This window comes from Nostoc sp. (assembly GCF_036917975.1).
GTDB lineage: Bacteria > Cyanobacteriota > Cyanobacteriia > Cyanobacteriales > Nostocaceae > Nostoc.
In genome coordinates this window covers 186,138-211,965 of sequence record NZ_JBALEJ010000099.1, presented here as the reverse complement: position 1 = coordinate 211,965, position 25,828 = coordinate 186,138, and the positions used below count along the sequence as shown (strand labels likewise).

Sequence of the window (25,828 nt, the reverse complement as noted above, 5' to 3'; positions counted from 1 at the left end):
CAGCGTAAAGCCTTCTCTTTCAGAGACGCTAACGCGAACGGCATGGCGTCTCGTAGAGAGCGTCCTGCTTGAATTTTGAATTGTTAATACCTTTTTATAGGGGTATGCATTATGATCAATTCCAAGTTCTGCGTCGGCAGGCTAATTGATCGCAATGTTTTTATGAATTTAGTCTGGCAACAATTTACTTTATCATCTTTACCGCTCAAAGAATATCTTGCTACCAGTTATGTACACCGCTCTCTGGTGGGACTGTTAAGTTCTTGGCGGCAAACCAGCATCTTGCTCCAGTGGGGAGATGCGATCGCAGCTGCTTTACTCAGCTTAATATATGCTCTTGCACCTTTTGCTTCGAGTACGTTGGTGGGTTTGTTGCTGGTGGCTTGTGTCGGATTTTGGCTGTTGTTGACTCTATCTGATGAAGTCACAACAACAAATGTCTCGTCGGTCACTCCGATTCACTTACTGGTATTGCTCTACTGGGGAGTTGCCGCAGTTGCAACAGCATTATCACCAGTAAAAAAGGCGGCACTTAATGACTTGGGCACGTTGACCTTATATTTGCTACTATTTGCCCTTTGTGCCAGGGTATTAAGGTCGCCTCGCCTCCGGTCTTGGATTATCATTCTTTACCTGCACGTATCGTTAATTGTCAGTGTCTATGGGTTGCGACAATGGTTTTTTGGAGCCACAGCACTGGCGACTTGGGTTGATCCAGAATCTCCTCTGTCTAAGACGACAAGAGTCTACAGTTATTTAGGCAATCCCAACTTATTGGCTGGATACCTTTTACCAGCAGTAATTTTTAGCTTAGTGGCAATTTTCGCATGGCAAAGCTGGCTTAAAAAAGCCTTAGCATTAACGATGTTAATTGTCAATACTTCCTGCATGATTCTGACTTTTAGTCGTGGCGGTTGGATTGGATTAGTGGTAGCATTTTTAGCTGTGATGGCATTGCTAGTTTATTGGAAAAGCGTGGAAATGCCTCGTTTTTGGCGTACTTGGTCACTGCCGATTGTCTTGGGAGGTTTGATTGGGGTATTGGTGCTAGCAGTGATATTTGTAGAGCCAGTGCGCCTGCGAGTGTTCAGTATTTTTGCCGACCGTAAAGATAGTAGTAATAATTTTCGCCGAAATGTGTGGGATGCTGTTTTTGAGATGATTCGCGATCGCCCGATTTTCGGCATTGGCCCTGGTCACGGCTCTTTTAATAAAGTTTATCCCCTCTACCAACACCCTCGTTACACTGCTTTGAGTGCCTATTCGATATTTTTGGAAGTGACTGTAGAAACTGGCTTTGTTGGTTTAGCCTGCTTTCTCTGGCTGATAATTGTCACATTTAATACGGCATTTTTGCAAGTGCGACGATTGCGACAAGTGAAAAGTGTCGAGGGATTTTGGTTAATTGGAGCGATCGCTATTTTGTTGGGTATGCTAGCTCACGGCACCGTAGATACTGTCTGGTATCGTCCTGAAGTTAATACCCTCTGGTGGCTGATTGTTGCCTTAATTGCTAGCTACTGGACACCTTTAGCTCAAAACCAGACAAATTCATCTAACTCAGAACCAGCAGTAAATTAACATCAGTAGGTTGTCAGTTGTTTTTTATGACAACTGACAAAAGAATTCTGACTCCTGAATTCTTCTTCAATAGCTTTTCATTGCCCGTTGAATGTCACGCTGATCTTGGCGTCGTTTCAGGTCTTCTCGCTTATCGTGGAGCTTTTTACCTTTGCCAAGGGCTATACTCACTTTTAGCCAGCCTCGTTTGAGATACATTTTCAACGGGATTAAAGTTAAACCCTGCTGTTCGACTTTGCCAATTAACTTACGGAGTTCTTGACGATGCAATAATAGCTTGCGTGTACGCCGTGGTTCATGATTGAAATATTGTCCACTAGCGTTGTAAGGCGAGATATGCACATTGATCAACCATGCTTCGCCATTACGAAGCAAAGCATAGCCATCTTGGAGATTGACTTTCCCCGCACGAATTGACTTCACCTCTGTTCCTGTCAATTCAATTCCAGCCTCGTAAGTTTCTAGAATTTCATACAAATAACGGGCTTGACGGTTGTCGCAAATAACTTTGTAACCTTCGTTCTTGTCGCTCATTGATAATTTTGTGTGCTTTAAATGTACCTAAAAAATTATTTGGATTGGCTTGTGAATTATAGGGTGTATCTTAGAACCGCTATGAATGGTGAACCATATATCACTAATCTAGCTTTTTTAAGTTCACAATTAAGAGTTTTCTGGCACATTTAAGTTATCGAAACAGAATTCAGGAGTCAGGGGCGGAGCCGGAGACGTTTCCGTGAGTTCCGGTCAGAATATTGATGAGTTGTTACAAATTACAAAGGTCTTTGTGCCTCCCAAGCACGGGTAGTCAAAGGTGAGTTAGACTTCGTTAACCTTCCTAAGGATTTAAGATTTTCTTTATAAATCAGCCCTAAAGGCAGTAATTAGCTGATAATCCTGTCATAGTATGAAACATAAGAACAATATTATTGTTTGTGTTCACTGATGGAACACGTAGAAGTAAATTTCTGAGTAAAAAAATGCTAGGGGTGTATTATCCATGCCCTTGACGATCCTTATAGTGGATGATGATTTGGGCACTCGTCTCTCTGTTAGCGACTATCTTGAACTGTCTGGCTACTCAGTGATCACGGCTAATGACGGTCAAGACGCTTTGTTTATGGTGGATGAGTATCATCCTGATTTGATTGTCACGGATATCGTTATGCCACGGATGAATGGCTATGAATTGGTGCGTCGAGTGCGTCAGCAACCAGTATTTCGTTTATTGCCTGTAATTTTGTTAACGGCACGCACTAAGACCCAAGAAAGAATTCTGGGCTACCAGTCAGGGTGTGATTTATATTTACCCAAGCCTTTTGAACTAGAAGAGTTAGCAGCAGCAATCCGTAATCTTTTGGAGCGATCGCAAATTATCCAATCAGAGTATCGTTTTTCTCATAAAGAGAATTTGGGCATTTCCACTTCGACAAAAGCGGGGGATGTCCATAATTCTCTGTCTACTCAAATTCAGAAATCCCATCTGCACACACCCCTAACTCATAGAGAGCAAGAAGTATTAGAGTTATTAACTCATGGTCTTTCTAATGCCGAAATGGGTCTTCAGCTACACCTGAGTCCTCGAACTGTAGAAAAGTACGTTAGCAGTTTATTGAGAAAAACCTCAACCAGCAACCGAGCAGAATTAGTGCGTTTTGCGATGAAGCATGGTCTGGTGGAATAAAAGTTAGGAGTTAAAAGTGAGGAGTGAGGAATTAAAACTCCTAACTCCTAACTCCTAACTCCTAACTCCTAACTCATAACTCCTAACTCCTAACTCCTAACTCCTAACTCCTCACTTTTAACTTTTGTCAGCAGACCTTCACAAGCATCGATCAATAAATCAATAACCTGATTAAATCCCTCTTCACCGCCGTAATAGGGATCTGGAACTTCCTTTAGAGTGTGTCGAGAGCAAAACTCGCACATCAAACGCACTTTATGCTGATATTCCTGAGTGCGATCAAGAGTAAGGATGTTCTCATAATTTTCTTGATCCATCGCTAAAATCAAATCAAAGTCTTGAAAGTCTGACTTTTGAAACTGGCGTGCCCGTCCACGTAGTTTAATCCCCAACTTTGTAGCAGCCGCAGCACTCATACGTCTGTCAGGTGGGCTACCAACGTGATAACTAGATGTACCAGCAGAGTCACAAAGGATGCGATCGCTCAAGCCAGCCTGCTCAATTAAATGATTCATGATATTTTCTGCCGATGGCGATCGGCAGATGTTACCTAAGCAGACAAACAGCAACTTGTAAGGCATAGATATTATTTGTCCTTTGTCAATAGTCATTTGTCCTTTGTCTAATGACTAATGACTAATGACCAATGACTAATGACCAATGACTAATGACCAATGACTAAAATCCAGGTAATTCCAACCCACTGGTTAATTCTTCCATACGTTCTCGCATGGTTGCTGTGGACTTGTTGTAGGCTTCTTTCATTGCCACTGCTACAAGATCGGAAAGTACTTCTGCACCTTCTGCTAAAGCTTCTGGAGAAATTTCCACCCGCTTGGGTTCTTGGTTCCCACTGACAATCACTTTTACCAGACCACCACCAGATTCTCCTTGAATCTCCATTTGCTCCAATTCTTCTTGGAGTCGCTTTGCACCTTCTTGAACTTGCTGCGCTTTCTTAAAAGCCTCAGCTAATTCTTTCATTTTTCCTAAGCCGAAGCCAAATCCCTGTCCTTTTCCTGTCATAATTATTTGTACGCGTGTGCGTTGAATAACAAATCAAATTCAATTATAGATGCGGTAAGTAATTTGACTCTTTTTTTACCAATAATTAATGCTTCATAGAATGGGAGTAGGGAATTGGGCATTGAGCAAAACAGTTCCGAGTTCCGAGTCCTGAGTAAAGAAGTGAGATTCCCCACTCAGAACTCATTGCGGGCTAAACGCCCCGCTACCGCTAACAGCACTCTTGGGAGGCAGAAGTCTTTAATGTTGAATTTTGTTAGCGCAGCGTTAGCGAGTCTTCTCCCAAGGGGAGACGCCAAGGGCGAACGAGCGTCATTTTGAATTTTGAATTGAATTCCCCATTCCCTATCCACAAGCACCTTGAAACTCTCCGAGCATTTTGACTTCTGGCTCTAAATTAATAGACCAACGTTCTTGTACTTGATTTTGTATGTGGCGAATGAGACAGAAGATATCACTAGCTTTTGCTCCACCACGGTTAACGATAAAATTAGCATGAAGTAATGCTACTTGCGCTCCGCCAATTTGGTAGCCTTTCAAACCAGTTTGTTCAATTAACCAGCCAGCGCTATAAGGTTTGGGATTGCGGAACACACTACCACAACTGGGAAAGTTGTATGGTTGGGTGCTTAACCGATGCTTTTTGTGTTGTTTGGTGATTGCTACAACTGCTGCTGGATCTGCACCTGGGGCAAGTTGTAAGGTGGCTTGGGTGACGATGCGATCGCCACCTTGCAATAATGAAGTCCGGTAACTATAACCTAATTGATCGGGGGTAAGAGTTTCTAGTGTCCCATCGGGTGAAAGTACCTGGGCACTAACTAACATATCTGCGATACAGCTATTATGTGCCCCTGCATTCATCACTACAGCACCTCCTGCTGTTCCAGGGATACCAACAGCCCACTCTAAACCCTGCCAACCTAATTCTGCTGCTGCCCATGCCAAACTAGGAATTGATTCTCCAGCAGCAACGGTTAATTGACCTTTTTCTGGGTCAAAGTGACTAAAGCGGAGATGACGAGTCGCAATGACTAAGCCTGATATACCACCATCGCTCACCAGCAAGTTAGAACCTGCTCCTAGCGTTGTCACCTTTAAATCACGTTCTTTTGCGTATTTAAGACTTTCTTGCAGTGCTTCTAAGTTTCGGGGGGAAACGTACAACTGTGCTTCTCCCCCAACTCTATAGGAAGTGAACGCTGACAAGGAAGCCTGAGACTTGATTGCACAATCAGTATTGGGTAAGTAAATTACTTCACTCTCCACCAAATTAGCTGTTTGCTGTTTCTTTGTATTCAAAGAAGAAACTGTGCAGACGTTTCCAGCGGCCTGGGAAATAGTCATTTTTACTTTTTTTTGGTAAAATTTTTACATTTATTTACCGCAAAGATACGGTAATAGAGTTAACTTATGAAACCATTACTAGAGGGGCGCTTTGCTCAGAAATAAAACTTTGCAAAGTCTCCACTTTAGGATGTGGCTTTAGCAGGCTCACAAAATGTTGTAATTACTTCCGGAATCACCTGGTTCAAGTTTCCAGCCCCCAAAAACAACGCCAAGTCTCCTGGGTGTAGTGTTTGTAGCAAGTACTCACACACTGCGGATAAAGTTGGTTGATAAACTACCTGCGAATGCTGTTTAGCAATCTCTGCGGCTAGACTTTCACCACTAATTTGCCCTAAATTTGGTTCACCAGCACTGTAGATATCAGTCAGCACAACCAAATCAGCATGTGCAAAGGAATCGGCAAATTCTTCTAAAAAGGTCAGTGTACGGCTATAGCGATGAGGTTGGAAGATGGCAACCACTCTTTGCCCTGGTCTTGCCTGTAAACGGGCTGCGGCGAGAGTAACGCGAATCTCGCTTGGATGATGGGCATAGTCATCGATAAAGGTAATGCCATTGACTTCTCCTCGGAACTCAAAGCGTCGTCTTGCTCCTTCAAAGGTGGCGATACCTTTGGCAATTGCTCCAAATTCTAAACCCAAGGCGCGACCAACAGCCACGGCGGCTAGGGCATTGCTGAGATTATGCCGACTGAGCAGCCGCAATGTCAACACGCCCAAAGCTTTGCCTCTTTCCCAAACCAAAGCCGTGGTGCCATCAGCTCGATAATCAATATTGGTGACGGTGTAATCAGCGTTGGTATCTGAGTGTAAGCTGTAGGTAATTGTGGGTTGTAAGCGATCGCGCACTGTCGCACAGTCAATGCTACCGATCAACGTTTTACAACTCTTAGCAAATGTCTGGAAGATGTCAATGACTTCTTCTAATGTGTCGTAGTGGTCAGGATGATCGAGTTCAATATTGGTAATGATGCCAATTTCCGGAGCATGTTTTACCAGGGAACCATCTGATTCATCTGCCTCGGCTACCAAATATTGGCTTTGCCCCAGTCGAGCATTACCACACCAGGCATTAACTTCGCCACCTACTAAAATTGTTGGGTCTAGGCCTGCTTCCAAAAGCATATAGCCAATCATGCTACTGGTTGTGGTTTTGCCGTGTGTTCCTGCCACTGCAATGCTGTAGTACTCGGCAATTAGAGCTGCTAGTACATCTGAACGATGTAAAATTGGACAACCTAATTCCAGCGCTGCTTTGTATTCTAAATTATTAGTGTTAATTGCTGTTGAACAAATGACTTGAGGCAATTTCAAGTTAGTATCAGCAGGTAATTGTTCTTGTGAATTTAATACTACTGCATTAGCCAATACTTGAGGTCGAAAGAATTCAAGATTGCTTGCCTCTTGTTTACCAAAAATATGAGCGCCGATAGATTCTAACTTGTGCGTAATATGGTTTGGACGAAGATCCGAACCTGATACTGGAAATTGACGCTTTGTGAGAACGTATGCCAGAGCAGACATACCTATGCCACCGATGCCAATGAAATGAAATGGTCTACCACTAAAATCTACAGAATTAGTCATTTATTGCTCCTCTTACACCACACCACACCATAATCACAAATGACACGCGTATCATAACAGGAATTTGATTTTTACCGTAACTACTCCTGTATCATGTTCATGTTTGATGTCCAAATGATGTTTCTGCTCTGGTTTTCTTTGTTCAGAATGATTTTACCTTGGTTGGAGGTTTTTGCTATTTTTGAACTGTTCTTAAGATTATTCTGAAAATTTTGGCCGCATCGGGAAAGAAATTCTTGTAATGTCAAATACATAAATTTGGCTGCCTTACTGTAATTGGCTACATAATACATTGTTTAGTGAAACTGATTTGAAATTGCATCCAGTCTAGGCGTGAATTGAGTAAAATATGTACATTGGTAATGAAACTATTTTCCAATTGCATAAAACCCAGGCATAACTGGATGCAGCAACTAGCAATTTTTGGTGGCACATTTGATCCAATTCATTGGGGACACCTGCTTGTAGCCGAGACAGCTTTGCATCAAGTATGCCTTGAAAAGGTAATTTGGGTCCCATCCCTAAATCCTCCTCACAAAGAAGCAGCTTTGTTTGAGCATCGTGTGCAAATGCTGCAATTAGCCATAAAAGATAACCCAGCGTTTACTGTCTCACTAGTGGAGACAAATCGCTCTGGGACTTCTTATGCCATTAACACCCTGATTGACTTATCTGCTTGTTACCCAAATACTCACTGGTACTGGATTGTCGGCTTGGATACTTTCCAAACCTTACCCCGTTGGCACCGTGGACACGAACTAGCACAAATGTGTGATTGGTTAATCGCACCCCGACTGCTAGGTGGTGAGACTATAACTCAAAGCAAATTAATCTGCAAGCAAGTGGAGCAACAACTCAGAGAGCAGTCCTCTACCATTCACTGGCAACTCTTGAATATACCTTTAGTAGGAGTTTCGTCAAGTCTAATTCGCAAATTTCGCCGCGAACGCCAGTCAATTCGTTATTTAGTACCGGAATCGGTCAGATCATATATCACTAACAACAATCTCTACTCTCACAAATCTGAATAAATTATGTGTTTTTTTATTGATCTAACACTTTATGGTTATAAGTGCCCCCCCCCTTTGCGATATGATTGGGGTCAACGATATCAAAATATAAGCATAAATACAGAGGGCAAGGTACTGTGATTAGAGTTGCAATCAACGGTTTCGGGCGGATTGGACGTAACTTTGCGCGTTGTTGGGTGGGTAGAGAGAATAGTAAAATCGATCTTGTCGCGATTAATGACACGTCAGACCCCAGAACTAATGCTCACCTGCTCAAGTATGACTCAATGCTAGGGAAGATCAAAGGTGCTGAGATTAGTGCCGACGATAACTCTATCATCGTTAACGGCAAGACCATTAAGTGCGTATCCGATCGCAACCCCGAAAACTTGCCCTGGAGAGATTGGGGAATTGACCTAATTATCGAAGCAACCGGGGTGTTTACTAGCAAAGAAGGAGCGCTGAAGCACGTAAATGCTGGAGCCAAAAAAGTTCTGATTACCGCTCCTGGTAAAAACGAGGATGGCACTTTTGTGGTTGGTGTGAATCATCACGACTATGACCACAACAAACACAATATTATCAGTAATGCTAGCTGTACTACCAACTGCTTGGCACCAATCGCCAAGGTGTTGAACGATAAGTTCGGTATCATCAAAGGTACGATGACCACCACCCACAGCTATACAGGCGATCAGCGCTTGCTAGACGCTTCTCACCGGGATTTGCGACGGGCGAGGGCGGCAGCGATAAACATTGTACCCACCTCCACTGGTGCAGCGAAAGCAGTGGCGCTAGTTATCCCAGACCTGAAAGGCAAGCTAAATGGCGTTGCCTTACGCGTACCAACCCCGAACGTCTCAATGGTAGATTTCGTAGTGCAGGTTGAAAAGCGTACTATTACTGAAGAAGTTAACCAAGCTCTCAAAGATGCTGCCGAAGGCCCACTTAAAGGTATTTTGGCCTACAGCGATCTAGAACTGGTATCGTCTGATTATCAAGGTCATGATGCTTCTTCGATTGTTGATGCTAGCTTGACTTTGGTCTTGGGTAATGACTTAGTAAAAGTTATGGCATGGTATGACAACGAGTGGGGTTACAGCCAACGAGTTTTGGATTTGGCAGAATTAGTAGCCGAGAAGTGGGTTTAATTAAACAGTGAGGAGTTAGGAATGAGGAGTTAGGAATAAGGAGTCAAGAGTGAACTGTGAGGAATTAAAACTCATAACTCATAACTTCTAACTCATAACTCCTAACTATTGAAGTGTTGAAATCCCTGCCTAAGACTCAGAACTTGGTCGGGGAATTTTTTTTGTTCGTCGTGCAATAGTACTGTTGATCCAGCTGTAATCCTGCCTGCGATCGCAGCACCTTCACCAAGATGTTGCACTAAGGCTGATGCTAACTCTTGTGGTAAACACAGCACTAATTCAAAGTCTTCGCCACCGTATAGAGCATATTGTAGCGCTTGCTCTGGTGGCAACCAATGGTTAAAAGTTTTTGGTACGGGAATTTGTCTGCGTTCTAAGACCGCGCCAACGCTGCTGGCGCGGCAAATTTGGATAATTGCATCTGCCAAACCATCGCTGCTATCCATACCAGCTACGGGTATGGGGCATGGGGCATTGGGCATTGGGCATGGGGATGCTAAAATTTTTTGGAGGATTGGTAAGACATCTAATCGTGGCTGTGGGCGTTGGTGTGCGCGGATTAGAGCCGTGCGTTCTGCATCTTTGAGGTTTTGTCCTAATTCGGGATGTAAGAGTAGTTGTAAGCCAGCGTGGGAGGCTCCATGAATGCCTGTGACAACGATCGCATCTCCGACAACAGCAGCAGAACGGCGGATAATTTGACTAGGGTTAACTTGACCAAAAGCGGTAATTGCCAGAGTAGTTACAGGCGATCGCACAATATCACCACCGACAATTGGGGTATTGTATTTTTGCAGGCATTCTGTCATTCCCTGGTACAAGCGTTCTACCCAACTCACCCTAAGTTCACCGGGTAGTCCCAACCCGACGGTGATTCCCAACGGAGAAGCGCCCATTGCTGCTAAATCTGATAAATTGGCAGCAGCAGCTCGCCAACCAGCATCTTCTGGGGAAGTGGTGAGGTTGCTAAAATGTACGCCATCAACCAGCACATCTGTAGTTACCACCAAAAATTGCTCTGGTGCAGTCTCAAGTACTGCGGCATCATCGCCGATCATTTCTGGAGGACAGAAGCGCTGTAATCTTTCTAAAAGACCTTGTTCGCCAATGTCTTTTACCTGTTGAGAAGATAAATCACTGTTCACAATCGGTTTTCCGTGTTGCAAAATTACGAAGAAAACTGATGATTTACTTTACTGTTTAAGATAAGGGTATCGTCTAGGAGTCAGTTGGAATGGTAACAACACCAGTAACCAGCATCACATTTGAGGAGTACTTAACCTATGATGATGGTAGCGATTTTCATTATGAACTGGTGGATGGCAAGCTAGAGCTAATGAACCCACCTACTATTGAACATTTCCTGATTGCCAAATTTATTGAGCAATTGCTAGATGCAGAAATCAAACGTTGTAACTCTACTTGGCTGTGTTTTCGGGAAAGTGGGGTGAGAACGGGTAGAAATAAATCTAGGTTGACTGATTTGTGTGTAGTGACACTGGAGCAAGCTAGAGAATTGTTGAATGCTTCAGCAGTATTTGAGTCACCTCCGTTACTAGTTGTCGAGGTGGTTAGTCCTGAGTCGGTGAAACGGGATTATCGCCATAAGCGATCTGAATATGCGGCCTTAGAGGTTCCTGAATATTGGATTGTAGACCCACTGGAAACAAAAATTTCAGTGTTACTACTGGAAGATGGATTTTACGAAGAAACAGTTTTTACAGCCAACCAGCAAATTTTATCACGAATTTTTCCAGAATTAGCGATCGCAGTCGATCAAGTGTTCAACGCCGGAAATCTAAATCAGGGGAGTTAGAAGTTAATAGTTAGGAGTTAGGAGTTAGGAGTTAGTAATTATTCTCCCTCATCCCACTTATCTCCCCCTGCTTCCCCTGCCCTCTCTTATGCAGCTTGCGGCTCAACCAGATTTTCTATCCCCTGAACCACTTTTGCTGATTCGATTTTGTCACCAGCTTTCAGTTTATCCAAAACTTCTTTACCTTCGGTGAGATAGCCAAAAACGGCATAGCGACCATCTAAGAGGTTGCGTCCGGCGGGGGTGAGTTCTGGTTCAAACAAAAAGAAGAAAAATTGTGATGAACCACCATTTACTTCACTTTCAGGACGAGCCATCACTACTGCACCAAAGGCAGAAAAAGGTAGAACTGGCATATCAACGTAACGACCAGCTTCTTCTAAAGTAATACCATAAGTAGGTGCTTTATCTCCTTGAACTAAGACTTCTAAGGGAATAGCGCGATATTTGCCCGTTTTGGGGTCAATGAAACCCACATCTTTACCTGCTGGATCTCCAGTTTGGAGAAAGTAAGATTCTTCAGAACGGGTAAATTCTAAACCATTATAAAAACCCCTCTGTACCAAATCTACAAAATTACCAGCAGTCACAGGAGCGCTGTAACCATCTACGACAAGGGACAAATCGCCTTTGTTGGTTTTGATTTCTACAGTCGCACGACCTTTGAGCTGCGGCAGGTTACTATATTCAGCAGGCACTTCAAAGGGGAATTGTTTCACCATTGATTCTTCTAGCTGAGTCACGAGATTCAAAAGTTTGCTTCTCTCTTGCAATATCTGTTCTTTATCTTTGCTGTTCGCCAATTCTTGCAATTTACCCACCCCAGATTTCAACTCGGTAATCCAAGCTTCGGCTTGGGGTTGGCGTTCTGCGGGAACGCTTGTTAAGATTTGGGAAGGTTTATCGAGAATGCGGGATGCTTGGCTAATGTCTTTGGAAATAGCACCCCAACGCCGATTCGCCCGCAGTTGGGCAGAGATGTCCTCTAAACTGCCTTGTAGTTGCCGCACAGGTTTGTTATCTATCGGGAGTGCATACCGCAACAAAGCCTTTCCGTCGGTAATTGCATTGCCGGCTGGCAGTGCGGCGCTACTGGAGGGAGTCCACCCAGCTGTAGTTATGCCTAAAAATATTGTTATCAGCAGTATTGCCATTAGGCTGTTCTTCAGCCAGGATTTTAATAAGTTAAGCATGGGATAACTCAAATGCAGCAGTGAATTGTTGACTGGACGTAACCCATAAATAATCTTCCCACGTTAGGTGATGAGTGGAGCAGAGGTCTAGGGCAGAGGAGAATTACTAATGACAAATGACCAATGACTAATGACAAATGCCCAATGACGACCCTAGAAGGGTACAATAAATGCCGATTGTCTTCCAAAATTTGAAAGTTTCATGATCTCCAGTAACGACTTTCGACCCGGTGTTTCAATTGTATTGGATGGGTCTGTATGGCGAGTGCTTGAATTCCTACACGTCAAGCCAGGCAAAGGTTCCGCTTTTGTACGAACTAAGCTAAAAAATGTCCAGAGTGGGAGCGTGATGGAAAAAACGTTCCGCGCAGGGGAAACAGTGCCGCAAGCCACTCTAGAAAAAAGCACGATGCAGCATACCTATAAAGAAGGCGATGAGTTTGTCTTTATGGATATGGAAACTTATGAAGAAGGCAGATTGACTAGGGCACAAATTGGCGATCGCGTCAAATACCTGAAGGAAGGTATGGAAGCCGAAGTTATTAAGTGGGGCGACCAGGTGCTAGGAGTAGAATTGCCTAAGTCTGTGGTTCTAGAAATTGTCCAAACAGATCCAGGTTTAAAAGGTGACACCGCCACAGGTGGCTCAAAACCAGCAACTCTGGAAACTGGTGCAGTTGTGATGGTTCCTTTGTTTATTTCCCAAGGAGAACGCATCAAAGTTGATACCCAGGAAGATAAATATATCAGCAGGGAATAACTTTCATCTCTACGGAGATCCAAGTCCCGATTTAAATCCCTACATAGGGATTAATCCCCTGCCACACTTAAAATGCTAATTTACGGATAGGTCGAGGTAATAAAAACTGTGCCATTGGACTTTAATGAAATCCGCCAACTTCTGGCAACTATCGCACAAACAGATATTGCAGAAGTCACGCTCAAAAGTGATGACTTTGAGCTAACAGTCCGTAAGGCTGTGAGCATCAGCAATCAGATGTTGTCGGTAGGTCAAGGGACTTTAGGCGGTGTGGTAGGTTCAGGCTTGACATCAGGTTCATCTGGGGGAAACCAGGTGAGCGGAAGTCAGGTAACGGAGGTGTCCACATCTCGTGTGTTTGAGAATACTGGTAGTAGCACACAATTGCAGTTGTCAGTAAGTCCTCCCTCAACCATTGACCAAAGATTAGTAGAAGTACCTTCCCCAATGGTAGGAACGTTTTACCGCGCTCCTGCGCCTGGGGAAGCAGCATTTGTGGAAGTAGGCGATCGCGTCCGCAAGGGTCAAACAGTCTGTATCATTGAAGCCATGAAGCTGATGAATGAAATCGAAGCCGAAGTTTCTGGACAGGTGATGGAAATTCTTCTCCAAAATGGCGACGCTGTAGAATATGGTCAACCTTTGATGCGAATTAACCCCGATTAAGTATTAATGTATATATGATGTGAGTCATTGTTAAAATTTTCTTTCCTTGCGGGTTAATCCTGATGAAACAAACGTTGCCTTTACCACCAGAAGTGGTGCAACAAGTAGCTGAATACTTCAGCCTGTTAAGTGAGCCAATGCGCCTACGGCTGCTACATTTATTACGGGATGAAGAAAAATGCGTGCAAGAGTTGGTAGAGGCAACACAGACTTCTCAGGCAAATGTGTCAAAACACCTGAAGGTAATGTGGCAAGCAGGTATTCTTAGCCGCCGCAGTGAAGGAACTTGCGCCTATTACCGGGTGGAAGATCAAATGATTTTTGATTTGTGTAATCGGGTTTGCGATCGCCTCGCCACAAGGTTGGAGCAGCAAGCCCGTAATTTTCGTGTATTAAATAGCAAACGGTAAGTTTAAGAGAGTTATGAGTTATGAATTAAAACTCCTCACTCCTGCACAGACGCGATTAATCGCGTCTCTACTCCTAACTTAATTTAAAGCGGATAATCTTTTTGAAACTGTTCACGAGTTAGCGGTTGTTGTATCTCTACACCCTCACCGCCTAAAACATCCAACGGTTTGCCGTTCACGTCAATGTACACCTTGGCTTTGGGATTTAAAGTTGTTGCAGTGTAAACAACTTGTCCCACGCGGCCCATCATTGAGGTGCTACCACCGCCGCTAGTAAAATCTTCAGATAAATTAACGTGAACTTCATTATTTTCCGCCTTCAGCCCCAATAATTTGGTTCCTTTAGGGATGGTTGTTGAATCTGTCCCTTCTTTTGGGCCTGCTAACAAACTTTGGAAAGCTGCTTCTAAAGCCTGGTTGGGTAATACAGAAGCTACTTTGACAGGCTGTGGAACCAAAGCAACATTTTTGTCCTTTGGTCTTAGCCAATAAACGTTAGGCGTTTGCTCATTACCTGGCTGCTTAATTGATGGCTGTACTGGTTGAGCTATTTGCCCAGAGACGTTTGATGGTGTGGGAGTAGTATTGCTGGAGTGTGAGGTAAACCAAGCTACACCGCCACCCACCGCTACAACCACTGCTGATACAGCTGCAATTACGCCTGAAGAAATACGATTAGATCCTTGTTGGTCTTTCATGTTCAAAACCTTCCTAACTGAGGGCTGATATGGTAGTTATGTGAGGAGCAGCCTGGTTAACGACGATACTTACAAGTAGAGAGTTTCCTGAAAAGTTGGAGATACCTTAGATTAGCGATAATGCTCTTCCTTTATTTTAGAATCCTATCTCTAGTCCGTCATCTACCCCACTATTGAATTTCATCCTTCTTTGAAGGATAAAATTTATTCGTCGTTAGGTAGTAATTAACTATGGTAAGTTAGATTGAGGTAGGTATAGCTTAATATTTGCTAAATAATAAGATTTTTAAATATTTAATGTTAATAAAATCGAGATATGAATTTGCCTTTAGAAGTTATTTTGAATTTCATTATAACAAGTATTATCGGTTTTTAGACTTAGCTTCTTAGAGGTTGTTTGAAAAGTGGTTTGCTGTGATTTTAGGCACTTATTGATCCCCCCAACCCCCCTTAAAAAGGGAGGAAAAACCTTTCAAAGTCCCCCAATTTATCGGGGGATTTAGGGGGATCTAGAACATTTTGCTACCAAGAAAAGGACTTTTCAAACATCCTCTAATACATCTTTGGGGTTTATCAAGCCACTCCTCCTAAAATTTCCTACCTCTATTGGTGAATTAAAACACTACCTGTTCCAAGTAATTCGACTTATTGCCGTATTAATTTTGTTAAGTATTACCCCACAATAAACGGTTCCAAGTTATTCGTTTCCAAGCTGCTCTTTCAAAATGCTCAAAGTCTCTAGTAGCATGGTTGAAAAAGGCAACATATAGGCTATTTTTGAGTCGCAAATTTCTAGCAATCAGAAGTGTGAGAGAATGCCGAGGTCTAGCTATTTTTTTCTCAGTATTTTGAAAATCAATACATTTCTCAGTACCATCTTCAAACTGCATCCATAGTGCTTGGTTGACCGAAACTGAACTATCAATACCTGTACTATCTCCATAGACCCTAGTACAAGAAGGCAAAATTCAGAAGGCAGAAGTACGAAGGCAGGAGGCTCAGTTGGAACCCACGTTTAAAAACGTGGGATTGATCTTGGACGCTTTGTATCTCGTGGCACTTTCCGCTCGATACAATTCTTTTTTTTAACTGGGCAATAACCCAGAACTAAAGTTTTTATTAATACTTCTTTCCTTCTGCCTTCTGCCTTCTGCCCTCTGCCTTTCTTGTAAAAAGAAAGAATGCTTATTTTATAAGCTTTCTGGCTATTTTAAATGGTTTATCGAACAGAATTCAGGAGTCAGGAGTCAGAATTCAGCAATGTTTTCTGACCGAAAAAGCGGATAGCGTAGCGTTAGCGAGTCTTGCCTCACGAGAATAAGAAACCTAGTATCGCCCATAAAACTGGGTTCCTATTCTTTTTCTTGGCAATCCAGTAGCAAATTGCAGTAGAAACGATAGGCAAAACGATAAACAAAAATACAAATTTCAAGCTGTAGCCTCCTTATTATTCAACAGCAATAAATAAGTACCTGAGCAAAATTAATTGAATATTTTTGGAACAAATCAAAATCCCTGTAGTGTTTATCTGTTAAGAGTTCCCTGTTCCTTTTTCCCTCTCCTAAATGTACAATTTATTTTGCACGACTACTTACAACAACTATCTTTTAAATTTTGAAACAGACTCTAAACTTCTAAAATTGATATGTTTTGTATGTCTTCGCAGGAACTTTTGGCTGCAACAGGAGTTATCGCAAAAACTGGTAAGAGAGTAGCGATCGCTAATAAAAAGGCAAATTGTGTAGGATACAGCACTTACGGCAGCTATGAGGTACATTTTCAAAGCTGAAAGCTATGCTAGGAGAGGGACAAGGAGAAAAACTGTATTGCTTAATAGCGGTAAGCGCTGTATCTCATGACTGAGGTTTTCTCATTCCATTTCATCTAAACTGCTACATTGAAAATCTAGGCTTAATTTATATACGCCGTAGGGTTATCCAGTGCTGCAAATGGTGAAGAAATTTTTTTTGGAGTTTACACCAACCCAGTCAAGAGAGCGATCGCACCAGATAAGGATTCTTTCCCTTCTGGAAAAGATATGATTGCTGAGAGATTTGGTTTTTTACTCAAAAGGAGGTAAATTATTCGGGTCAAGACCTTGAGACTGCAAGTAAGCAATTAACCGTTCTTTTTGCTGGCGTTCCTGTTCAATTTGTTCCACAGCCCAAGGTAACAAATTACCATCCCTATCCCACCAACGTAACCAATAACCAGTCCGTCCTTCTTTTGTTCCTTGCCATGTTCCTAAATATAAACCCATTTCTTCCACCCCATGACGACCATTCTCATCGGGTAACTTTAATTCATAACGTCCATTTTCTAATTGATGATATTCTAATAATCCCCCGTCCGGGGTAAAAATTATGTAGATGGGAACTTGTAAAATCTGTTCATAAAAAAACCATCTTCCTGGTGGGTAGGTGCGCTTGACTGAATATTCTCCCCCGTCGGTATCTGAAATAAATTCCATGACAATGAGCGGAATTTCACCTTCGAGGATGGGTGTGTAACTTTTGCGATTACTAATAACTTCCTTAACTGACGGGACATAAACCCAGTCTGGGGCTTTAATTACCAGTTGCTCGTTGACTGTTGCACATAATCCAAAGTTGGAAGCTATTAACATTTGTGGTTGGATGAAACCACTGATTTCTAAGCTTTCGCGCAAAGCACCAGCCAATAATGGCTGACCTGTATTCTCCACTGGTTCATCCTCTAGTTGAAAATCTTTGGGTAGGGCTTCCCATTTAATTATTAGTTGAGTTTGGGGCTTGGTTTCGCTCAGTTGGGTTGCCATATGTAATTTAAAGTACCCTATGGGATTTTGCTACAGAATTTAGAAACCAATTGATGACAAGTATTATAGCTTTTAGGATTTGGTAATGTCTTATTTAGGCTCAAGACGCTGTTTCAATATCTGACTCTGCTGCTAAAGTTTTGATGTTAACGATCGCACTTTCACAAACGATTAAGCAGATTGCAAAAAGTGCTGCGATCGCTGCGCCCGGCATTCGCGGAACGTCTCGCAGAAAAGGCACCGCAACTAATACAGGAAATCTTCTTAAATATCGAAATATTTGCATTTTCTAACTCTTGGTAGTGACTATCGCACTAGGCTTAATCTATATACTCTAGGTTGATCACCGGGATTTGCAAATGCCCTAGTTCATACATGAATTGGGGTTTGTTCATGTTGCAAAAGGCGGCGGCTTTACAAGAGATAGTCGGCGTAGTTCAAATAGTTTGACTGCAAGTAAGAATGTCAGTTCTGCTTCTAATGCTTGGGGTGATTTTCCCGAGGTAATGAGTAAGTCATCGGGATAATTAAGAGATAGGATGTGCATGGTTCTGATCTTGGTTTCTGATTCCTATGTTTGCAGCCAGAAGTTTACGGACGCTGGGAGAACGAAAACCTAAAATAATATCTTTGTGATCAACCCCGCGCTGAATTAGTTCTCGATCGATGAAAATTTCAGTGCTGTTGTGCTGAATCCAAATTTTCCCCAGGGTAATATCTAGCTGCATCACACATCCATAAATGCGGTATTCATTTCGCCATTCGTTGTGCATGACTAAATAGCGATCGCGCACTGGATCAAAAATTAATTGCGCTTGCACATCGTTAGTAGCAAATTCTTGTAAAAAATCACAGACAATTCGCCGATATTCCTCTATTCGATCCATTGTTCTATGACCTCCCTAAAAGGATTATAGTTAATTAATCTTACCTGGTATTTTTCAATGACTGTTTTAGCTGGTTCAAAGCGGAGGAAGGTTTGATAAGTATCTATAGGTACAGCGAGATAGAGAATACGTTCTGGCTCATCAGAAACTTCTAGAGCAGCTTGGTAGTTGAGGAACTGACCTAACGCTGTATGAAACTCAGAAATGGTCGATCCACCAGCAAAGCTTTTTACTTCTACTGCTATTTTACGTCCTTCTTTCTCAGCTGCGATCGCGGGTTCTGCGGCTAATCCAAATTGTGCCTCCTGCCTCCTGCCTCTTTCAAATTAAATCCATTTCCCTGAATCAATTTATTAGCTCCAGCTCCATTTTTGGCCTTGAGGCTTACACCAACCCTACTAGGATAGCGATCGCACCAAGCACCGAATGACTGACGATAATAATACTATATAAATTCCCAAGCTTGGCGTAGTAGTAACCCCAAAGCAGACCAACAATAAATGTAAAAACCAGTGTGGATAAATCTCTATAGATGAGATGTACGAAACTGTATAGCAAGCTAGAGAGTAAAATTTGCAACCATTTTGCTAATTTAGCTTTGGAGAAAATACTGAAGAGAAAGCCACGATACAAAAACTCTTGTACAGGAGAAGATGCGCCGACAAACAAAACATAGAAAGTCCAGTTATATGCAGAGTTGTCAAGGCGCGATCCTTGAGTAATATAGTGAATGAGTACCAAGAAGGTAACACCCAAGGTGGGAAGGCTGATGGCTTTGAGAGAAGTCCTTTCATGGGTATCTTGGGTGAAGTACTGTAAAGCATAGGCTCTGGCTTGTTGGCGAAACGATGCAGTGATGGGAAATGGAATCGTCATATCTTGTAGGGCATTGAGTTGATCATTCATAGTTGTCTTCTGCAAAAAAACTATGATTTCTGTCCAACCAATCTCGCAGCAATGGTTCACATTTTCTGCGTTGTAGCAGTGTCATTAAGGATACAATACCCTCTACTATCTTCTATACGAAAAATCATGGCTTGCTGCTGCAAAAAGTCATTATTTAATGCCATACCTTCAGCAAAAAAAGAGGGCTAAGATAACACACCACTTAAAAAGTTAAGGCACCAGACGCGATAAATCGCCGTCTCTACAAAAGATCGATCCTTGTAGAGACGGCGATTTATCGCGTCTTTGGATCTAGAATTTTCATCAAAAAACCAAAATCTGACCAGAGAACCTGAAAGAACGTATCTTGGTTGGTCACCTTGAAAGGGCTAGTCCTAGAAGCTTAAGATTGAGTTACATTTTTAGTCTAGGGCAGGCATCTTGCCTGCCCCACAAAAGTTTAAATTTTACCCTCTATTGCTTCGGTAATCCACTTATGAAGTGTAGTTGTAACTTCATCAATGACAATTTCTTGAGATTTACGGGTGGCTCTTTCTATAACTTCAACTTTGCCATTAGCGATCGCACGTCCGGTTACAATTCTATAAGGTATGCCAATCAAGTCAGCATCTTTAAATTTCACTCCCGCCCGTTCATCGCGGTCATCTAGTAGGGTTTCAATTCCGGCTTGATTGAGTTTTGTGTAAAGTTTTTGGGCGATTTCGATTTGTTGAGCATCCTTAATGTTGGGAATTGTGACGATCGCGTGGTAGGGTGCGATCGCAACTGGCCAAATAATCCCGTCTTTATCATAAGATTGCTCGACGGCAGCTTGTGCTAATCGTGACACGCCTACACCAAAACAACCCATAAATAGCGGCTTTTCTTCACCTTGCTCATTGGTATAAGTTGCACCCATCGCTTGGGAATATTTAGTGCCTAATTGGAAGATGTGACCTGCTTCAATTCCACGGGCGCTTGCAAGAGTTTGTTCTGGGTTATGGATGGCGCGATCGCCTGGTCTTGCCTTGCGTATATCTACTATACTATTTGGCAACTTAAATTGCTCACCCCAATTAGCACCAACTACGTGATAACCAGCTTCATTCGCGCCTGTCACAAAGTTTTTTAAATCAACGGCTGTTTGATCAACCAAACGCAAAAACTTGGGATGAATCTGTTTATTGGCGGTAATATACTCATCTGCGATGTCTGGCGCAATGTAGCCTAAAGGTAGAGATTTGGCTGTCCATGCTTGCTGCGCTTCTACATTTGGTACATTCAAACTAATAATAGTTTTAGCACTATACTCAGGAGCTAGTTTGGTCAATTCATTTTGTAATTTGACTTCATTAACTTCCTGATCGCCTCGGATGCTCACCAAAACTAACACTGTTATACCATTATCATAAACTGTTTGATAAAGGACATTTTTAACTAATTGAGTGGGAGAAGAGTTGAGAAATTGACAGACTTTTTCAATGGTTTCTGTTCCAGGTGTATCGCGTTTTTCGTAGGTTGTAAACCGTGAGGTTTCGGCGTCAATTGGTAAAGAAACAGCCTTTTCTACGTTAGCGGCGTATTTACCATCCTCAGTGTAGAGAACTTCATCTTCGCCAGCTTCCGCCAAAATCATAAATTCTGTGGAACCAGAACCGCCAATTGCACCAGAATCAGCTTCCACTGCCCGAAAAGCTAAACCAGAACGCCGTAGGATATTGCTGTAGGCTTTATACATATCCTGGTAAGTTTCTTTGAGGCTGGCTTCATCGGTATGGAAAGAGTAACCGTCCTTCATGATAAACTCTCGTCCGCGCATCAAACCAAAGCGGGGACGAATTTCATCGCGGAATTTGGTTTGAATTTGGTAGAGATGTAGTGGTAGCTGGCGATAAGAGCGAATCATATCACGAGCGATCGCTGTGATTACTTCCTCATGAGTTGGGCCTAACCCTAATTGTTGCTCGCGGCGGTCAATTAGGGAAAACATAATTCCCTCAGCTTTGGTGTAAGTGTCCCAGCGTCCCGATTCCTTCCATAAATCGGCAGGTTGTAATTGTGGTAAGAGACATTCTTGTGCGCCTGTCGCGTTCATTTCTTCCCGCACAATCTGGGAAACTTTTTGCAGTACCCGCCACATTAAAGGCAAATAAGCATAAATACCGCTACCGATGCGACGAATGTAGCCTGCACGGAGTAATAATTTATGGCTAGGAATCTCAGCATCAGCCGGATCATCCCGCAGTGTAACAAATAACATTTGTGAAAGTCGCATCGTTTACTCCCTTTCCAGAATCTCTAATTTGTTTATAAACCAATACAGTTCAGTTAAGGTCTACTGGCAACAATTTTGGGTTTTCGAGACGCGATAAATCGCCGTCTCTACAAGTGTTTTGTTGCTCATTTTGAACTGTATTGTGATATAATCTTTGGAACTATTTAATCTAGGTCTAGGTTATGAGTCTTTTGACATTAAAACTAGACACCGTTAACCTGAGTGACGAACAATTTTATCACTTATGTCAAAATAACCGCGAATTGAAATTTGAACGCACTGCCAAGGGAGAATTAATCATCATGTCCCCCGTTGGAGGTGAAAGCGGAAATCGAGAAGCAGATTTAATTATCGATCTGGGAATCTGGAATCGGCAAACTGGCCTTGGTTTTACCTTCAGTTCTTCTACTATATTCAAATTACCTAATGGTGCTGACCGTTCTCCAGATGCAGCTTGGATTCAAGGAGAACGTTGGCAAGCACTTACACCTGAACAAAGACGGAAATTTCCCCCCATTGCACCCGATTTTGTTATTGAATTAAGATCGGCAACAGATGATTTGGAAATGTTGCGTTCTAAAATGCACGAATATATAGGTGCAGGGGTGAAATTGGCGTGGTTGATAAATCCCCAACAGCAGCAAGTGGAAATTTATCGCCAAAAACAAGATGTAGAAGTGCAAAATTTGCCTACACAATTATCGGGTGAAAATGTATTACCAGGATTTAGCTTGAGTCTATCCTGTTATTAAAATTTGCAAGTGCTGCTAAATCTCCATTATCTGCCCATACTTTACATTGCAATAAAAAATACTCTATAAGTCTGCGTAGGTACGCTTCATTTTTTGTCGTGTGTGACTGCAACTTCAATCGTCAGGATATTTTACAGCAGCTAAGATAGCTTAAAAGAAATCACCACATCTTTAGGAGAAACTACCTTGGCAGATGTAATTTATCAAGCACAAGCACCCTTAGAATTTATTCCTCCAGCGTTTAACCCTTTATTGCTACGAGTCGTCAATCTATTGTTACCCAGTTGGATAAACTGGCAAACATCTATTACCCAAATTCAAGCAGATAACGTAGAAGTTCTGGTGGATCTCTATCGCCAGTTTCAGGAGGGTAAGATCCGTTTTATGCTTGCATTTCGCCATCCGAAAACAGATGATCCACTTTGTTTGGCCTACTTATTTTCTCAACTCGTACCAAAGGTAGCGCGATCGCAACATACAGCGCTACAATATCCCATTCACGCTCATTTTATCTACGATCGCGGCATTCCTCTCTGGGCAGGTTCCCACGTTGGCTGGATTGCTTCTCATTTAGGTGGTACTCCGATTCAGCGAGGTAAGGCTGACTGGACGGGATTACGTTCGGCGCGCGAGTTGTTCGCCAATGGTAAATTCCCGATGGCAGCTGCGCCTGAAGGTGCTACCAATGGTTTATCGGAGAATATTAGCCCTTTAGAACCTGGTATCGCCCAATTAGGCTTTTGGTGTGCTGAAGATTTGCACAAAGCTGGAGGCGATCAACAAGTTCTGATTGTACCAGTTGGGATTAAATATAGTTACGTTGATGCTCCTTGGGATGCGATCGCTAATCTTTTAAGTGAATTAGAGTCGGCTAGTGGTTTACCTGCAAATCCACCAGAAAATGCTTCTGTGGAGTCGCTTTATCCTCGGTTGTTAACTTTGGCAGAACATTTACTTTTGCTCATGGAAGAATTTTACACACGATTTTATCATCAACAATTGCCAGATGCGAAGATTGTCAACGGGCAAATTCCAGATAGAAATGAAGCTTTAGCAGTTCGTTTACAAGCTTTGCTGAATGCAGCGCTGTTAATATCAGAACAGTATTTTAATTTGCAGTCAAAAGGTAGTTTGAGTGACCGTTGTCGGCGGGTAGAACAAGCAGGTTGGAATTATATATTTAGAGAAGAATTTAAGGATGTAAAAGGAGTGTCTGCTGTTGAAAGAGCTTTAGGCGATCGCGTTGCAGAAGAAGCGAATGCACGGATGTGGCACATGCGTTTAGTAGAAAGTTTTGTAGCGGTTTCTGGTAATTATATTCGAGAAAATCCAACAGTAGAAAGGTTTGCTGAGACGACTTTAATTTTATGGCAAATGATTACTAAAATCAAAGGGAATAAAGCTGTGCAGCGTCCACAATTGGGTAAGCAAAAAGTAAAAATAACTATAGGCGAACCTATATCTATTTCGGAACGTTACCCGAAATATCAAGAAAATCGTTTGGCTGCTAGACAAGCTGTTGCTGATGTGACAAATGATTTACAACAAGCGATGGAAGCTTTAATTTGAGCAGGATGGAAAGGACAATTGCTTTAGATACCTCAAATTATCTTGACAAAATAAGATAAATGTGTGTCAAATGTCAAGTAAAAGTCCTTCCTGCTAAATGCCAATTCAGAAGGCAGAAGGCAGGAGGCAGAAGGCAGAAGGGAACCCACGTTTAAAAACGTGGGATTGAAGTAAGGACGCCTTGTGTCTCGTGCTACGCATCTCGACACAAATCTTTTTATACTAGTGGGCTTTAGACCCACAACTAAAGTTTTATTAGTACTTCTTTCCTTCTGCCTTCTGCCCTCTGCCCTCTGCCTTTCTTTGTAATCTTATGTTTGTTTTGTGTCTAAAAACAAAACCAAGTTATCTCAGCTGTAAAATATAAGTGTAGAGCCAGTAGTAGATTAAACCTCGGCAAAAAAATCCCTAAAAATGCCAGGGTAATTTTATGCTTGTTTTGTGTCTAAGAAAAAACCAAGTTATCCCAGCTATAAAATATGAGGGTGGAGCCAAAGGTGACTAGTATTGATGATTACACTTTCTCTTTTCCAGGAGAAGTAACAATTCCCCAGGCTCCTCCTGAATTCAAATCAGGTTTTATCGGCATTGTTGGTCGTCCAAATGTCGGTAAATCTACTCTAATGAATCAATTAGTAGGACAAAAAATTGCCATCACCTCACCAGTAGCACAAACTACACGTAACCGTTTGCGCGGTATATTAACGACACCAGAGGCGCAGTTAATATTTGTAGATACACCAGGAATTCATAAGCCTCATCATCAATTGGGCGAAGTATTGGTGCAAAATGCCAAAATTGCCATTGAATCAGTAGATGTAGTGCTATTTGTGGTAGATGGAGCGGTGGCGTGTGGAGCAGGCGATCGCTATATTGCCGAATTGCTCAGTCGCAGCAAAACACCAGTAATTCTGGGTGTGAACAAAAGCGACCAACAACCGGACGATTCTCAGTATTTAGATGATAGTTACGCTCAGATGGCCCAATCTCACGAATGGGAAATCGTGAAATTTTCTGCCAAGACTAGTACAGGATTACCGCAACTGCAAGAATTATTAATTGAACATTTAGAACTTGGGCCATTATATTATCCTCCAGACTTGGTAACTGACCAGCCAGAGCGCTTTATTATGGGTGAATTGATTCGAGAACAAATTTTATTGTTGACTCGTGAAGAAGTACCCCATTCAGTTGCGATCGCCATTGACCTAGTAGAAGAAACTCCCAGCATTACCCGTGTACTTGCTACCATCAACGTCGAGCGCGATTCCCAAAAAGGCATACTCATTGGCAAAGGTGGAGCGATGCTCAAAGCAATTGGTAGTGAAGCTCGCGAACAAATTCAAAAGTTAATTGCTGGTAAAGTTTACCTAGAATTGTTTGTGAAAGTTCAGCCAAAATGGCGACAGTCGCGGCTCAGTTTAGCAGAGTTAGGTTATCGCGTCGAAGAATAAAATTGGTCATTAGTCATTAGTCATTGGTCAAAAAGACAAAGGACAAAGGACTAATGACTAATGACCAAGCCCCTTCGGGAGCGGGTGTAGGGGTGTAGGGGTGCAGGGTAGCCCCGTATGGAGGGTACAAGCCCCTGTTTTTAAACATGGAATAAAGTTAAAGATGTATTTCGAGATACGTAGTACGAGAAATACAGCGTCCTTGCATCAAGCCCCTCAATTTATTGATGGGGTTCCCTTACACCCTTACACCCCTAATTTTTGACAAAGAACAAATG

27 protein-coding genes and 1 pseudogene are annotated in these 25,828 nt (G+C 42.4%); 12 read left to right on the top strand and 16 right to left on the bottom strand.

Annotation, left to right across the window (positions count from 1 at the left end):
* Positions 1–162: 162 nt before the first annotated feature.
* Positions 163–1,581, top strand: coding sequence for an IctB family putative bicarbonate transporter (locus V7K76_RS30995; RefSeq protein ID WP_334953804.1), 1,419 nt, complete (start codon positions 163–165; stop codon positions 1,579–1,581).
* A 66-nt stretch (positions 1,582–1,647) separates the two neighbouring features.
* Here the strand turns inward: V7K76_RS30995 and smpB are convergent, their stop codons facing one another.
* Entirely contained in the window at positions 1,648–2,115 is a 468-nt protein-coding gene (smpB, locus tag V7K76_RS30990) for an SsrA-binding protein SmpB (RefSeq protein WP_094349892.1), read from the bottom strand.
* Positions 2,116–2,581: 466 nt separating this feature from the next.
* On the opposite strand from smpB, the gene V7K76_RS30985 reads away from it, so the two are divergent.
* Positions 2,582–3,265, top strand: coding sequence for a response regulator transcription factor (locus V7K76_RS30985; protein ID WP_334778673.1), 684 nt, complete (start codon positions 2,582–2,584; stop codon positions 3,263–3,265).
* Between the two features lie 89 nt (positions 3,266–3,354).
* Here V7K76_RS30985 and V7K76_RS30980 read toward each other — a convergent pair whose 3' ends face one another.
* From V7K76_RS30980 to murC, 4 genes are all read right to left on the bottom strand, one after another.
* Positions 3,355–3,846 (bottom strand): low molecular weight protein-tyrosine-phosphatase, encoded by a 492-nt coding sequence (locus tag V7K76_RS30980; protein WP_334953803.1) that lies wholly within the window; start codon positions 3,844–3,846, stop codon positions 3,355–3,357.
* A gap of 97 nt (positions 3,847–3,943) precedes the next feature.
* The gene (locus V7K76_RS30975; protein WP_179067011.1) at positions 3,944–4,291 is read right to left on the bottom strand and encodes a YbaB/EbfC family nucleoid-associated protein; all 348 of its coding nucleotides are present in this window, start codon (positions 4,289–4,291) and stop codon (positions 3,944–3,946) included.
* Positions 4,292–4,636: 345 nt separating this feature from the next.
* Entirely contained in the window at positions 4,637–5,638 is a 1,002-nt protein-coding gene (gene murB / locus V7K76_RS30970; RefSeq protein ID WP_334778672.1) for a UDP-N-acetylmuramate dehydrogenase, read from the bottom strand.
* Positions 5,639–5,763: 125 nt separating this feature from the next.
* A complete protein-coding gene (murC, locus tag V7K76_RS30965; protein ID WP_334778671.1) occupies positions 5,764–7,227 on the bottom strand; it encodes a UDP-N-acetylmuramate--L-alanine ligase in 1,464 nt (487 codons plus the stop codon).
* Between the two features lie 404 nt (positions 7,228–7,631).
* Between murC and nadD the strand changes: the two genes are divergently transcribed.
* Together nadD and V7K76_RS30955 are read left to right on the top strand one after the other, a co-directional pair.
* Positions 7,632–8,258 carry a nicotinate (nicotinamide) nucleotide adenylyltransferase gene (gene nadD, locus V7K76_RS30960; RefSeq protein WP_334778670.1) on the top strand — a complete coding sequence of 209 codons (627 nt, stop codon included), beginning with the start codon at positions 7,632–7,634 and terminating at the stop codon, positions 8,256–8,258.
* A gap of 116 nt (positions 8,259–8,374) precedes the next feature.
* Entirely contained in the window at positions 8,375–9,388 is a 1,014-nt protein-coding gene (locus V7K76_RS30955; protein ID WP_334778668.1) for a type I glyceraldehyde-3-phosphate dehydrogenase, read from the top strand.
* A gap of 101 nt (positions 9,389–9,489) precedes the next feature.
* Here V7K76_RS30955 and thiL read toward each other — a convergent pair whose 3' ends face one another.
* Positions 9,490–10,533 (bottom strand): thiamine-phosphate kinase, encoded by a 1,044-nt coding sequence (gene thiL / locus V7K76_RS30950; RefSeq protein WP_334778667.1) that lies wholly within the window; start codon positions 10,531–10,533, stop codon positions 9,490–9,492.
* Between the two features lie 89 nt (positions 10,534–10,622).
* Between thiL and V7K76_RS30945 the strand changes: the two genes are divergently transcribed.
* A complete protein-coding gene (locus V7K76_RS30945) occupies positions 10,623–11,204 on the top strand; it encodes a Uma2 family endonuclease (protein ID WP_334778666.1) in 582 nt (193 codons plus the stop codon).
* Between the two features lie 86 nt (positions 11,205–11,290).
* Here V7K76_RS30945 and V7K76_RS30940 read toward each other — a convergent pair whose 3' ends face one another.
* On the bottom strand, positions 11,291–12,397 hold the full coding sequence (locus tag V7K76_RS30940) for a peptidylprolyl isomerase (protein ID WP_334778665.1): 1,107 nt from the start codon (positions 12,395–12,397) through the stop codon (positions 11,291–11,293).
* 202 nt (positions 12,398–12,599) lie between these two features.
* Here V7K76_RS30940 and efp point away from each other — a divergent pair, with 202 nt between their 5' ends.
* The 3 genes from efp to V7K76_RS30925 all read left to right on the top strand — a co-directional run bounded on the left by efp (position 12,600) and on the right by V7K76_RS30925 (position 14,233).
* Positions 12,600–13,157 carry an elongation factor P gene (efp, locus tag V7K76_RS30935; RefSeq protein WP_322655430.1) on the top strand — a complete coding sequence of 186 codons (558 nt, stop codon included), beginning with the start codon at positions 12,600–12,602 and terminating at the stop codon, positions 13,155–13,157.
* 108 nt (positions 13,158–13,265) lie between these two features.
* Positions 13,266–13,823: an acetyl-CoA carboxylase biotin carboxyl carrier protein gene (accB, locus tag V7K76_RS30930; protein ID WP_334778664.1), complete on the top strand. Its 558-nt coding sequence runs from the start codon at positions 13,266–13,268 to the stop codon at positions 13,821–13,823.
* Between the two features lie 62 nt (positions 13,824–13,885).
* Positions 13,886–14,233 carry an ArsR/SmtB family transcription factor gene (locus tag V7K76_RS30925; RefSeq protein ID WP_104909018.1) on the top strand — a complete coding sequence of 116 codons (348 nt, stop codon included), beginning with the start codon at positions 13,886–13,888 and terminating at the stop codon, positions 14,231–14,233.
* A gap of 83 nt (positions 14,234–14,316) precedes the next feature.
* Here V7K76_RS30925 and V7K76_RS30920 read toward each other — a convergent pair whose 3' ends face one another.
* Positions 14,317–14,931 (bottom strand): GerMN domain-containing protein, encoded by a 615-nt coding sequence (locus V7K76_RS30920; protein WP_334778662.1) that lies wholly within the window; start codon positions 14,929–14,931, stop codon positions 14,317–14,319.
* A 665-nt stretch (positions 14,932–15,596) separates the two neighbouring features.
* A complete protein-coding gene (locus V7K76_RS30915; RefSeq protein ID WP_334778661.1) occupies positions 15,597–15,896 on the bottom strand; it encodes a hypothetical protein in 300 nt (99 codons plus the stop codon).
* A 689-nt stretch (positions 15,897–16,585) separates the two neighbouring features.
* Here V7K76_RS30915 and V7K76_RS30910 point away from each other — a divergent pair.
* On the top strand, positions 16,586–16,720 hold the full coding sequence (locus tag V7K76_RS30910) for a hypothetical protein (protein ID WP_334778660.1): 135 nt from the start codon (positions 16,586–16,588) through the stop codon (positions 16,718–16,720).
* Positions 16,721–16,993: 273 nt separating this feature from the next.
* On the opposite strand, the gene V7K76_RS30905 is transcribed toward V7K76_RS30910, so the two are convergent.
* The 7 genes and pseudogenes from V7K76_RS30905 to V7K76_RS30875 all read right to left on the bottom strand — a co-directional run bounded on the left by V7K76_RS30905 (position 16,994) and on the right by V7K76_RS30875 (position 21,775).
* Positions 16,994–17,728, bottom strand: coding sequence for a hypothetical protein (locus V7K76_RS30905; RefSeq protein WP_334778659.1), 735 nt, complete (start codon positions 17,726–17,728; stop codon positions 16,994–16,996).
* A 100-nt stretch (positions 17,729–17,828) separates the two neighbouring features.
* Positions 17,829–18,014 carry a hypothetical protein gene (locus V7K76_RS30900; protein WP_334778658.1) on the bottom strand — a complete coding sequence of 62 codons (186 nt, stop codon included), beginning with the start codon at positions 18,012–18,014 and terminating at the stop codon, positions 17,829–17,831.
* 105 nt (positions 18,015–18,119) lie between these two features.
* Positions 18,120–18,275: a UPF0175 family protein gene (locus tag V7K76_RS30895; protein WP_334778657.1), complete on the bottom strand. Its 156-nt coding sequence runs from the start codon at positions 18,273–18,275 to the stop codon at positions 18,120–18,122.
* A complete protein-coding gene (locus tag V7K76_RS30890; protein WP_334778656.1) occupies positions 18,256–18,615 on the bottom strand; it encodes a XisI protein in 360 nt (119 codons plus the stop codon). The genes V7K76_RS30895 and V7K76_RS30890 overlap by 20 nt, the downstream gene beginning before the upstream one ends.
* Positions 18,603–18,914 (bottom strand): annotated as a pseudogene (locus V7K76_RS30885) (element excision factor XisH family protein); the annotation flags it as partial. The gene V7K76_RS30890 and the pseudogene V7K76_RS30885, both read right to left, overlap by 13 nt.
* 85 nt (positions 18,915–18,999) lie before the next feature.
* Positions 19,000–19,521, bottom strand: coding sequence for a CPBP family intramembrane glutamic endopeptidase (locus tag V7K76_RS30880; protein ID WP_334778655.1), 522 nt, complete (start codon positions 19,519–19,521; stop codon positions 19,000–19,002).
* A 439-nt stretch (positions 19,522–19,960) separates the two neighbouring features.
* Positions 19,961–21,775 carry a proline--tRNA ligase gene (locus V7K76_RS30875; protein WP_334953792.1) on the bottom strand — a complete coding sequence of 605 codons (1,815 nt, stop codon included), beginning with the start codon at positions 21,773–21,775 and terminating at the stop codon, positions 19,961–19,963.
* A gap of 182 nt (positions 21,776–21,957) precedes the next feature.
* Between V7K76_RS30875 and V7K76_RS30870 the strand changes: the two genes are divergently transcribed.
* From V7K76_RS30870 to era, 3 genes are all read left to right on the top strand, one after another.
* Positions 21,958–22,527: a Uma2 family endonuclease gene (locus tag V7K76_RS30870; RefSeq protein ID WP_334953791.1), complete on the top strand. Its 570-nt coding sequence runs from the start codon at positions 21,958–21,960 to the stop codon at positions 22,525–22,527.
* Positions 22,528–22,713: 186 nt separating this feature from the next.
* Positions 22,714–24,096, top strand: coding sequence for a 1-acyl-sn-glycerol-3-phosphate acyltransferase (locus tag V7K76_RS30865; protein ID WP_334953790.1), 1,383 nt, complete (start codon positions 22,714–22,716; stop codon positions 24,094–24,096).
* A gap of 479 nt (positions 24,097–24,575) precedes the next feature.
* Complete coding sequence (gene era / locus V7K76_RS30860) at positions 24,576–25,550, top strand: GTPase Era (RefSeq protein ID WP_334953789.1); 975 nt, start codon at positions 24,576–24,578, stop codon at positions 25,548–25,550.
* Positions 25,551–25,828: the final 278 nt, after the last annotated feature.

What these genes read in the sequence shown, in the direction of transcription:
- V7K76_RS30995 (WP_334953804.1), top strand. Translation starts at nt 163, where the DNA reads ATGAATTTAGTCTGGCAACAATTTACTTTATCATCTTTACCGCTCAAA.
- smpB (WP_094349892.1), bottom strand. Translation starts at nt 2,115, where the DNA reads ATGAGCGACAAGAACGAAGGTTACAAAGTTATTTGCGACAACCGTCAA.
- V7K76_RS30985 (WP_334778673.1), top strand. Translation starts at nt 2,582, where the DNA reads ATGCCCTTGACGATCCTTATAGTGGATGATGATTTGGGCACTCGTCTC.
- V7K76_RS30980 (WP_334953803.1), bottom strand. Translation starts at nt 3,846, where the DNA reads ATGCCTTACAAGTTGCTGTTTGTCTGCTTAGGTAACATCTGCCGATCG.
- V7K76_RS30975 (WP_179067011.1), bottom strand. Translation starts at nt 4,291, where the DNA reads ATGACAGGAAAAGGACAGGGATTTGGCTTCGGCTTAGGAAAAATGAAA.
- murB (WP_334778672.1), bottom strand. Translation starts at nt 5,638, where the DNA reads ATGACTATTTCCCAGGCCGCTGGAAACGTCTGCACAGTTTCTTCTTTG.
- murC (WP_334778671.1), bottom strand. Translation starts at nt 7,227, where the DNA reads ATGACTAATTCTGTAGATTTTAGTGGTAGACCATTTCATTTCATTGGC.
- nadD (WP_334778670.1), top strand. Translation starts at nt 7,632, where the DNA reads ATGCAGCAACTAGCAATTTTTGGTGGCACATTTGATCCAATTCATTGG.
- V7K76_RS30945 (WP_334778666.1), top strand. Translation starts at nt 10,623, where the DNA reads ATGGTAACAACACCAGTAACCAGCATCACATTTGAGGAGTACTTAACC.
- V7K76_RS30940 (WP_334778665.1), bottom strand. Translation starts at nt 12,397, where the DNA reads ATGCTTAACTTATTAAAATCCTGGCTGAAGAACAGCCTAATGGCAATA.
- efp (WP_322655430.1), top strand. Translation starts at nt 12,600, where the DNA reads ATGATCTCCAGTAACGACTTTCGACCCGGTGTTTCAATTGTATTGGAT.
- V7K76_RS30925 (WP_104909018.1), top strand. Translation starts at nt 13,886, where the DNA reads ATGAAACAAACGTTGCCTTTACCACCAGAAGTGGTGCAACAAGTAGCT.
- V7K76_RS30920 (WP_334778662.1), bottom strand. Translation starts at nt 14,931, where the DNA reads ATGAAAGACCAACAAGGATCTAATCGTATTTCTTCAGGCGTAATTGCA.
- V7K76_RS30910 (WP_334778660.1), top strand. Translation starts at nt 16,586, where the DNA reads ATGTCTTCGCAGGAACTTTTGGCTGCAACAGGAGTTATCGCAAAAACT.
- V7K76_RS30905 (WP_334778659.1), bottom strand. Translation starts at nt 17,728, where the DNA reads ATGGCAACCCAACTGAGCGAAACCAAGCCCCAAACTCAACTAATAATT.
- V7K76_RS30900 (WP_334778658.1), bottom strand. Translation starts at nt 18,014, where the DNA reads ATGCAAATATTTCGATATTTAAGAAGATTTCCTGTATTAGTTGCGGTG.
- V7K76_RS30895 (WP_334778657.1), bottom strand. Translation starts at nt 18,275, where the DNA reads ATGCACATCCTATCTCTTAATTATCCCGATGACTTACTCATTACCTCG.
- V7K76_RS30890 (WP_334778656.1), bottom strand. Translation starts at nt 18,615, where the DNA reads ATGGATCGAATAGAGGAATATCGGCGAATTGTCTGTGATTTTTTACAA.
- V7K76_RS30880 (WP_334778655.1), bottom strand. Translation starts at nt 19,521, where the DNA reads ATGAATGATCAACTCAATGCCCTACAAGATATGACGATTCCATTTCCC.
- V7K76_RS30875 (WP_334953792.1), bottom strand. Translation starts at nt 21,775, where the DNA reads ATGCGACTTTCACAAATGTTATTTGTTACACTGCGGGATGATCCGGCT.
- V7K76_RS30870 (WP_334953791.1), top strand. Translation starts at nt 21,958, where the DNA reads ATGAGTCTTTTGACATTAAAACTAGACACCGTTAACCTGAGTGACGAA.
- era (WP_334953789.1), top strand. Translation starts at nt 24,576, where the DNA reads ATGAGGGTGGAGCCAAAGGTGACTAGTATTGATGATTACACTTTCTCT.